Below are 9297 nucleotides of genomic sequence, written 5' to 3'. Positions count from 1 at the left end.
CGGTCCCCGCTCTGGGCGCTGTGCTCCGGCCGGCCCTCGGCGCGGCGCTCGCAGGCCGGCGGGTGGCGCTGATCGCCCCGCCGAGCTCCTCCGCGAGCCGGGTGCGCCGTGGCGTCGATCCCGTCGCGCTGCTGGTGAGCGCGGCAGGCGGGAGCCTCGGGCCGTCGCTCGCCCGCACTCGGGTGGTACGAGACCAGGTGGGGCTCGGCCGGGTCGAGCGCAGCAGCAACCTCGATGGGGCCTTCCGCGCACGCCGACCCCTCTCGACCTCGTCGCCGATCGTGCTGGTCGACGATGTCGTCACGTCGGGCGCCACCCTGCTCGAGCTGCGCCGCGCCGTGCGCGCAGCCGGTGGCACGGTGCTCGGCGCGGCGGCGCTCGCCGGGACACCGCTGCGATCGGAGGCCGTACCAGCAGCACCCCCAGGAACTCCCGGTGCCGATCCGGGGGCCGGGGTCTACGGTGGGGGCACGGCGTGAACGGTCCGCCCCGGAGAAAGGCGGCACGCCGTACTCGACTGGGAGGTTGTCATGGACATCGACATCACAGGACGCAACATCGACATCACCGACCGCTTCCGCGCGTATGCGACGGAGAAGTCGGACAAGGTCGCGCACCTCGCCGATCGTGCTCTCGCGCTCGAGATCAAGGCGAGCCGGCACGCCGAGGGCAAGGGCTCGAGCGGCGGCGACCGGGTGGAGCTCACGCTGATCGGCAAGGGGCCCGTCGTGCGGGCAGAGGCGAGCGGAGCCGACAAGTACGCGGCCTTCGACATCGCCATCGGGCGCCTCCTCGAACGGGTGAGACGCGCCAAGGACCGCAAGAAGGTCCATCGGGGCCAGCATCGGCCGACCTCGCTCCGGGATGCGGCCGCCGACGACTTCAGCGTCGTCGCGATCCAGCCCGCCGACGCCGCGGTGCTGGAGCAGCTCAGCACCGGGGTCGTGCCCGTCCAGGAGGCACCCGAGCCGGCGGAGGACGAGGTGGAGGAGCCGTACTGCCCCGTCGTCATCCGCAAGAAGGTCTTCCCCTCCGTGTCGATGACGGTCGACGACGCCGTCGACTACATGGAGCTCGTGGGTCACGACTTCTACCTCTTCATCGACTCCGAGACCGACCGCCCGAGCGTCGTCTACCGTCGCAAGGGCTGGGACTACGGGGTGATCGGTCTCGGCGACGAGGCCGACGCGCTCTCCGAGCAGGCCGCCGGCTGAGGTCGGCGCCCCGCACAGAGGGCCCCGGAGCGAGCCGCTCCGGGGCCCTCCTCGTCCCGGACCCGGTGAGCCGCCCGGGAGTCCGCCCAGGGCGGACGCGACGCCCGGGCAGCGCACGGCCCGCCCCGGCTAGGCTGGTCGGGGTCCGCGCTCCGGCGTGCGACTCCTGTCTTCTACTTATTTGGAGTACCCGTGGCCTCTGTCCTCGAAAAGGTCCTTCGCGTCGGGGAGGGGCGGGTCATCCGCCGCCTCGAGAACTACGCGAAGGCCGTCAACGCCCTCGAAGAGGACTTCACGCACCTCAGCGACGAGGAGTTGAAGAACGAGACCGTCGAGCTGCGCGAGCGCTACTCGAACGGCGAGACCCTCGACGACCTCCTCCCGGAGGCGTTCGCCGCCGTCCGTGAGGCCTCGCGCCGCACGCTCGGCCTCCGCCACTTCGACGTGCAGCTCATGGGCGGCGCCGCCCTGCACCTGGGCAACATCGCCGAGATGAAGACCGGAGAGGGCAAGACCCTCGTCGCGACCCTCCCGGCCTACCTCAACGCCATCGCCAGCCGCGGCGTGCACATCGTGACGGTCAACGACTTCCTCGCGTCCTACCAGTCCGAGCTCATGGGCCGCGTCTTCCGCGCCCTCGGCATGACGACCGGCGTGATCCTCTCGGGTCAGACCCCGGAGCAGCGCCGCGAGCAGTACGCGGCCGACATCACCTACGGCACGAACAACGAGTTCGGCTTCGACTACCTCCGCGACAACATGGCCTGGCAGGCGCAGGACATGGTCCAGCGCGGTCACTTCTACGCGATCGTCGACGAGGTCGACTCCATCCTCATCGACGAGGCCCGCACCCCGCTGATCATCTCCGGCCCGGCGTCGGGTGAGGCCAACCGCTGGTTCGCCGAGTTCGCCAACCTCGCCAAGCGCCTCGTCGAGGACGAGGACTTCGAGGTCGACGAGAAGAAGCGCACCGTCGGCGTGCTCGAGCCCGGAATCGAGAAGGTCGAGGACTACCTCGGCATCGACAACCTCTACGAGTCGGCGAACACTCCGCTCATCTCGTTCCTCAACAACGCGATCAAGGCGCGCGCGCTGTTCAAGAAGGACAAGGACTACGTCGTGCTCAACGGCGAGGTCCTGATCGTCGACGAGCACACCGGCCGCATCCTCGCCGGTCGCCGCTACAACGAGGGCATCCACCAGGCCATCGAGGCGAAGGAGGGTGTGCAGGTCAAGGCGGAGAACCAGACCCTCGCCACCGTCACGCTGCAGAACTACTTCCGCCTCTACTCCAAGCTCTCCGGCATGACCGGCACGGCCGAGACCGAGGCAGCCGAGTTCATGTCGACCTACAAGCTCGGCGTGGTCCCGATCCCGACGAACCGCAAGATGCAGCGCATCGACAACGCCGACCTCGTCTACAAGAACGAGGAGGTCAAATTCGCCCAGGTCGTGGAGGACATCGCGGAGCGCCACGCGGCCGGGCAGCCCGTCCTCGTCGGCACGACCAGCGTCGAGAAGAGCGAGTACCTCTCGCGCCTGCTCGCCAAGAAGGGCGTGCGCCACGAGGTCCTGAACGCGAAGAACCACGCGCGGGAGGCGGCGATCGTCGCGCAGGCCGGCCGCCTGGGCGCCGTCACCGTGGCGACGAACATGGCTGGTCGCGGCACCGACATCATGCTCGGCGGCAACGCCGAGTTCCTCGCGGTCGCAGAGCTGTCCGGCAAGGGCCTCAGCCCCTCGGAGACTCCTGAGGAGTACGAGGCCGCCTGGGACGACGTGTTCGCTGCCGTGAAGGCGAAGGTCGCCGAGGAGGCGGAGAAGGTCCAGGCCGCCGGCGGTCTCTACGTGCTCGGCACGGAGCGGCACGAGTCACGTCGCATCGACAACCAGCTCCGCGGCCGTTCCGGCCGCCAGGGCGACCCCGGCGAGAGCCGGTTCTACCTGTCGTTGACCGACGATCTGATGCGCCTGTTCAACTCGGGGGCGGCCGAGGCTTTGATGGGGCGCGGCAACGTCCCCGACGACATCGCGATCGAGTCGAAGGTCGTCTCGCGCGCCATCCGCAGCGCTCAGTCGCAGGTCGAGGCGCGCAACGCTGAGATCCGCAAGAACGTCCTCAAGTACGACGATGTCCTCAACCGCCAGCGCGAGGCCATCTACTCCGACCGCCGCCACATCCTCGAGGGCGACGATCTCCACGAGCGCACCCAGAAGTTCCTCGTCGACGTGATCGACGAGATCCTCGAGGTGCACACCGGTGAGGGCAACGGCGACGACTGGGACTTCGACGCCCTCTGGACCGAGCTGAAGACGCTTTACCCGATCAGCCTCACGATCGACGAGGTCGTGCAGGAGGCGGGCAGCCGCGGCCGCATCAACCGGGAGTTCATGCGCCGCGAGATCCTCTCGGATGCGACGCTCGCCTATCAGCGCCGCGAGGAGCAGCTCGGCTCCGTGGCCATGCGGGAGCTCGAGCGCCGCGTCGTGCTCTCGGTGATCGACCGCCGCTGGCGCGACCACCTCTACGAGATGGACTACCTCAAGGACGGCATCGGCCTGCGCGCGATGGCGCAGCGCGACCCGCTGGTCGAGTACCAGCGGGAGGGCTTCGCGCTGTTCCAGCAGATGATGGGCCAGATCCGCGAGGAGACCGTCGGCTTCCTGTTCAACCTCGAGGTCGAGGTCACCCAGAAGCAGGGCGAGGTCGCCGGAGTCGCCGCCAAGGGTCTCTCGCAGCCCGTCGCTCCCGCCGAGAAGCTCAGCTATTCGGCGCCGAGCGATTCGGGAGGGGTCGAGGTGCGCAACCAGCGTGGCCAGGTGCAGCAGGCTGCCACGGCCAAGGCCCGCGCCGAGGAGACCCGCAAGGCCCAGCCCGAGGGCGAGCCCGAGAGCGCGGCGACCACGGGGGCGTTCGGCCAGAAGTCCGGCGGCTCCGAGGCTGTTCCCGCTAACCGGGAGGAGCGTCGCGCGCAGGCAAAGCGCCGCTGAGCCCCGTCCCGGACGACGTCGCCCCGGTCCCGCAGCACGCGGGAGTCGGGGCGACCTCGTCTCAGGCGGTGCCGCCCCCGATCGACACCCCTCCCGGGCCGTTGCCGAGCGTCTGCAGGGGCGGCTTCGTCGATGGAGTCGCCGAGGTCGACCGGCAGCCGGTCCCTCGCTGATGACGAGCCCACCGGGCCGACGACCCCGGCGTGACTCCAGCGCCGCCCCGTGCCCCTTCGTCGGCATCGGCTCGCGGTCGACGACGAGGCAGTGGGCGGCGACTCGCTTGCCGCCTCCGCAGACGGCGTCGCACGCGAGGGGAACAACGACCGAGCCCCGACCGCGACCGGTTGCGCGGCCCTGATCGAGCGGATGTCGACGGGCGCCCAGGCGCATCGTCGAGGCCGAGCCCCGTCGTCGACCACCGACCCGAGGGCGATCCTCGATTCGTGGGTGCCGTGCCGGCGACGGGGTCGCTGTCACAGCACGTTGATCGCGGTCGCGCGCCAGCGGGCGTCCATCCCCTCGAGGCGGATGGCGACGGCCCGGGTGCGCACGCGGCTGTGCACGAGCACCACTCCCTCAATCACGCCGTCGCGCGGCTCTGCCATCACGACGCGGCCGATCGTGAACGGGATCCGCTGCCCCGTGCGGCGCGCGAGGCTGCGCGAGCGAGCGGCGAGCACGACCCGCTTCTGCAGGTGGCGGTACACCTCGTCCGTGAGCCATCGGGCGATCTGATCGATCTCGCGCGAACCCTCGAGGATCTCGATCACCACGAGCGTGAGACGCGCGAGGATCGGCTCGGGGTCCGGCAACTCGGCCCGCGTCGCTGGCTGCGGCGCGAAGAACGCCGCGACCGCCGGCTTCTCTCCGGTGGGCACCGCATCGAAGGGGAGGGTGCGGTAATCGAAGGCGTGGAGGGGCAGGCTCATGGGGCGGTCTCCAGTAGCAGGGCGAGCGACTCACGGGTCCAGGGTCACCTCTCGGCTCGGACGGATGGAGCGCGCCGGGGGCGAAGCGCGCGGGAACACCTTCATCGAATCAGTCGAGCGATGCTCACGGTCCTTCAATGCCAAGACTGTGGATAACCAGGGTCAACCCGAACCAGTGCGGTATGTGCCCGGCGGTCGAGGGCTGACGAGCGCCCTAGGCTTGACGGGTGTCGACCCTCAGCGATCTCGTCCTCTCCCACGGCCGGTCCGACGAAGCGGATGTGGAGTGGCTGCACCTGCTGGTCGGTGACCTGCAGCTGCTCGCCGACCTCGCCTTCGCCGACATCGTGCTCTGGGTGCCGACCGCCGACGAGAGCTTCGTCGCCGTCGCGCACGCGCGTCCCTCCAGCGCAGCGACGCTCTTCTATCGCGACTTCGTCGGGCAGCGGATCAAGTCCGAGTGGCGGGCGCAGGTCGTCGAGGCGTTCGAGACCGCGCGCATCGTCGACACCTCTGCGCCCGACTGGTTCGAGGAGACGCCCACGCGCGTCCGCGCCGTTCCCGTGCTGCGTCGACTCGGCGCCTCGGACGGGGCGACCACGGACCGGCCGATCGCCGTGGTCACGCGTCACACCAATCTGAGCGAGACGCGCACACCGAGCCGCCAGGAACTGACGTTCAACGACTGCGCGAACGACCTCTTCTCGATGATCGCCTCGGGAGACTTCCCGGATCTGGGTGCGCCGACCGGACCGCGCCGCGGGGCTCCGCGCGCCTCCGACGGCCTGATCAGGCTCGACGTCGACGGCATCACCACCTTCGCCAGCCCCAACGCCCTGTCGGCGTTCAACCGCATCGGCTTCGCCGATGAGCTCGAGGGGGAGTCGCTCGCCGAGGTCACCACGACCCTCATCGCCGGCAAGGTCGTCGTCGACGAGTCCCTCCCTCTGGTGGTGACCGGGCGCGCGCCCTGGCGCACTGATATCGAGGCGCGGGGAGTCACGGTCTCGCTGCGGGCGATCCCCATCCGCGACCGGGGTGAGCGGGTCGGCGCGGTCGTGCTCTGCCGCGACGTCACCGAGCTGCGCCACCAGGAGCGCGAGCTGATCACCAAGGACGCCACCATCCGCGAGATCCACCACCGGGTCAAGAACAACCTGCAGACGGTCGCGTCGCTGCTGCGGATCCAGGCCCGCCGGACGCACTCGGACCTCGCCCGGGAGGCGCTCACGCAGGCGATGCGCCGTGTCGCAGCGATCGCGGTCGTGCACGACACGCTCTCGGAGGGGCTCAACCAGAACGTCGACTTCGACGCCGTGTTCGACCGGGTGCTGCTGCTGATCGCCGAGGTCGCCTCGACCCACAACACCACCGTGCACCCGAAGCTGACGGGGAGCTTCGGCAACCTGCCCAGCGAGTACGCGACTCCGCTCGCCCTGGCCCTCACCGAGCTGGTGACGAACGCCGTCGAACACGGGCTCGCCGGCCGTGAGGGCGATGTCGAGATCGTCGCCTCGCGCAGCGAGGACGAGCTGACGGTCAAGGTGCGCGACACCGGCGTCGGCCTGCCTGAGGGCAAGGTCGGTTCCGGCCTCGGGACTCAGATCGTGCGCACTCTCATCCAGGGCGAGCTCGGCGGCACGATCGACTGGCACACGCTGGTCGGGCGCGGCACCGAGGTGACCATCGAGGTGCCGCTGCGCTGGCTGGAGCGGGCCCGCTCCTGACACGGGCGGCCGCTGGAGGTCCGGGTCCGGTGGGGACGAGGGCCGTCGGGGGAGGGCGCTGCGTTCCCACGCCTGCGTCCGGCTCCCGCGCCGGGGACGACGAGACCCCCCGCCCGCCGTAGGGCGAACCGGGGGGTCGGAGGTCGTGCCGCCGAGCGGCTAGGAGGCGCGGCGGGCGCGGGCCGCGCGGCGCTTGAGTGCGCGGCGCTCGTCCTCACTGAGGCCGCCCCACACGCCCGAGTCCTGGCCGGTCTCGAGGGCGTACTGGAGGCAGACCTCGGTGACGGTGCAGCGAGCGCACACCGACTTCGCCTTCTCGATCTGGTCGACCGCCGGGCCGGTGTTGCCGACCGGGAAGAAAAGCTCGGGGTCAGCGGTGAGGCAAGCGGCCTTGTCGCGCCAGTCCATGCGGGTGCTCCTTGTGTGACGGCGTGCGTGGAGGAACCACGCAGTGTTCGGGTGGGATGATCGATCCACGCCGACGATCTCGACCGGCACGTCGACCTCCGCGCCTTCACCGGTGCACGCCACGACCGCCTGCGCGCGTGCGCAGGGCGGTTCGGTGCGGTGGACGGGACGGCGCTCGGTTCTTGCCCGGTGCACTCGGCGCTGTGCGGGGGCACGGCGCTGGTCACCCGGCTCCAGTGCTGGTCACCCGGCTCGCCTCCGGCCTGACGGCGCGGTGGGATCGGATGTTCACATCGGCGGAAACCCACGACCCTGTGAGCGGTGAAACGAACTGGACTAGCCTGTCACGGGGATGAGCCCGAATCAAGAGTCCTGGATGGGATGTGGCTGTGATCGCTGATGCGAACGGGTCCCGCGGACCCCGCTCGAACGCCTCCTGGCCGGCCGGGCTGCTGGTCCTGATCTCCGTCCTCACTCTCGAGACCCTGGCCGTCGCGGCGCTCGCGGGCTGGCTCGTGATCGAGCTCCTGACCACTCGTGCCGACACCGTCGGCGGAGGCGTGGCGATCGTGGTGCTTGCGCTGATCGCGCTCGGCTGGGCCGCCGCCACCACGCTCGCCGCGATTCGCCGGCGCAGCTGGATGCGCGGCTCGGCACTCACGATGCAGCTCGTGCAGATGGCGGTCGCCCTCGGTGCCTTCCAGGGGCAGTACGCGGCCCCCGACATCGGATGGGCGCTCCTGGCTCCTGCGCTGGTCGCCGTCGCGACCCTCTTCCTCCCGAGCGTCGTCTCGGTCACCCGCCGCGATCCCAGGGCCGGCTCGGTGTAGGTCCTCGTAAGGCCATGGGCGCGGGACGACCTGTCGGTCACCGGCAGGCCGCATCCGCACCTGCGCTCTCTGCCGCGCCACCGTCCGCGGACGCGATCGATCGCCGCTACGCTTCCAGGCGGAGTCGACAGAATCTCGGATCGGGGGGCGGTATGGCGGCGAGCCCTGGCGACGCTCTGGGCGCGCGTTATCGGCTGATCGAGCGGATCGGCGCGGGCGCCGCGGGCGAGGTGTGGCGCGCGGGTGACGCTCAGGGGCCCGACCTCGCTGCGAAACTGCTCCGTCGCGAGCACGCACAGGACGCGGGGCTGGTCGAGAGGTTCGTCCGCGAGCGGTCCGTGCTCACACGGCTGCGGCATCCGCACGTCGTCGAGGTCCGCGACCTGGTGGTCGAGGGAGAGACGCTCGCGATCGTGATGGAGCTCGTCGGCGGAGGCTCGCTGCGCGAGCTCCTGCGAGCCGAGGGGCCGCTGGCCGCCGCCCGTGCGCTTCCGGCGGCCGCCTCGATCCTCGATGCGCTCGCGGCGGCCCATGCGATCGGCACGGTCCATCGCGATGTGAAGCCCGACAACGTCCTGCTCGCCGAGGGTGCGGATGATCTCGGATCCGCCGTCCGTGTCTCCGACTTCGGCATCGCCCACGTCGTCGCCGAAGGACCGCGCGCGACCACGGGCATCATCGGGACGCCCGAGTACCTCTCGCCCGAGATGCTCGCCACAGGCGCGGCCGGTCCGCCGAGCGACGTCTACTCGACCGGGATACTGCTCTACGAGCTGCTCTGCGGGCGCACTCCCTTCGCGGGAGTCGGCACCGACTTCGCCGTCGCCTACCGGCACGTCTCGATGCTCCCGCCCCCGCTCGACCTGCCGCCGCGGCTGACGTCGCTCCTCGACCGGATGCTCGCGAAGGATCCGGCGTCCCGGCCGACAGCTCCGGAGGCGGCGGGGATCCTCCGCAGGCTCGCGCCGGAGCTGGCGGGGCTGCCGGCGCTCCCGCTCGCGACGGGTGTCCCGACGTTCGAAGAGGCCGATCGTCCAGGCACGGTCCTGCGCGGAGCCGTTGTCGTGGCGGAGCCGCTGCCGGTCGAGGAGGGGCCCGCGCCCGAACTCGGTCCGTCCTCGCAGGCGACGATGCTGCGCTCGGTGCCGCGTCGGGAACTGCGGGCGGCGGAGCGCGCGCCGGAGGCGGTTCCGGCGAG

At 70.8% G+C, this 9297-nt stretch carries 7 protein-coding genes and 1 pseudogene; 6 read left to right on the top strand and 2 right to left on the bottom strand.

From position 1 onward, the window contains the following. The 3 genes and pseudogenes from ACH61_RS12385 to secA all read left to right on the top strand — a co-directional run. Positions 1-479: pseudogene (locus ACH61_RS12385) on the top strand (ComF family protein); the annotation flags it as partial. Between the two features lie 51 nt (positions 480-530). Then, entirely contained in the window at positions 531-1214 is a 684-nt protein-coding gene (gene hpf / locus ACH61_RS12380) for a ribosome hibernation-promoting factor, HPF/YfiA family (RefSeq protein WP_068212448.1), read from the top strand. 192 nt (positions 1215-1406) lie between these two features. Then, a complete protein-coding gene (secA, locus tag ACH61_RS12375; protein WP_068212446.1) occupies positions 1407-4205 on the top strand; it encodes a preprotein translocase subunit SecA in 2799 nt (932 codons plus the stop codon). 473 nt (positions 4206-4678) lie between these two features. On the opposite strand, the gene ACH61_RS12370 is transcribed toward secA, so the two are convergent. Then, positions 4679-5134, bottom strand: coding sequence for an Rv3235 family protein (locus ACH61_RS12370; RefSeq protein ID WP_068212445.1), 456 nt, complete (start codon positions 5132-5134; stop codon positions 4679-4681). Between the two features lie 227 nt (positions 5135-5361). Here ACH61_RS12370 and ACH61_RS12365 point away from each other — a divergent pair, with 227 nt between their 5' ends. Next, entirely contained in the window at positions 5362-6861 is a 1500-nt protein-coding gene (locus ACH61_RS12365) for a sensor histidine kinase (protein WP_068212443.1), read from the top strand. A 159-nt stretch (positions 6862-7020) separates the two neighbouring features. Here ACH61_RS12365 and ACH61_RS12360 read toward each other — a convergent pair whose 3' ends face one another. Further along, positions 7021-7269 (bottom strand): WhiB family transcriptional regulator, encoded by a 249-nt coding sequence (locus tag ACH61_RS12360; protein ID WP_055788231.1) that lies wholly within the window; start codon positions 7267-7269, stop codon positions 7021-7023. 389 nt (positions 7270-7658) lie between these two features. On the opposite strand from ACH61_RS12360, the gene ACH61_RS12355 reads away from it, so the two are divergent. Both ACH61_RS12355 and ACH61_RS12350 read left to right on the top strand, forming a co-directional pair. After that, positions 7659-8099: a hypothetical protein gene (locus ACH61_RS12355; protein WP_068212451.1), complete on the top strand. Its 441-nt coding sequence runs from the start codon at positions 7659-7661 to the stop codon at positions 8097-8099. A gap of 152 nt (positions 8100-8251) precedes the next feature. Further along, positions 8252-9297, top strand: a 1046-nt coding sequence (locus tag ACH61_RS12350) for a serine/threonine-protein kinase (protein WP_153038860.1), incomplete at its 3' end; no start/stop codon positions are given.

The sequence above is a fragment of the Rathayibacter tanaceti genome (assembly GCF_001634385.1).
GTDB classification, from domain to species: domain Bacteria; phylum Actinomycetota; class Actinomycetes; order Actinomycetales; family Microbacteriaceae; genus Rathayibacter; species Rathayibacter tanaceti.
The sequence above is the reverse complement of the archived record's forward strand: the minus strand, read 5'-3'. Positions and strand labels throughout refer to the sequence as shown.

What these genes read in the sequence shown, in the direction of transcription:
- hpf (WP_068212448.1), top strand. Translation starts at nt 531, where the DNA reads ATGGACATCGACATCACAGGACGCAACATCGACATCACCGACCGCTTC.
- ACH61_RS12370 (WP_068212445.1), bottom strand. Translation starts at nt 5,134, where the DNA reads ATGAGCCTGCCCCTCCACGCCTTCGATTACCGCACCCTCCCCTTCGAT.
- ACH61_RS12360 (WP_055788231.1), bottom strand. Translation starts at nt 7,269, where the DNA reads ATGGACTGGCGCGACAAGGCCGCTTGCCTCACCGCTGACCCCGAGCTT.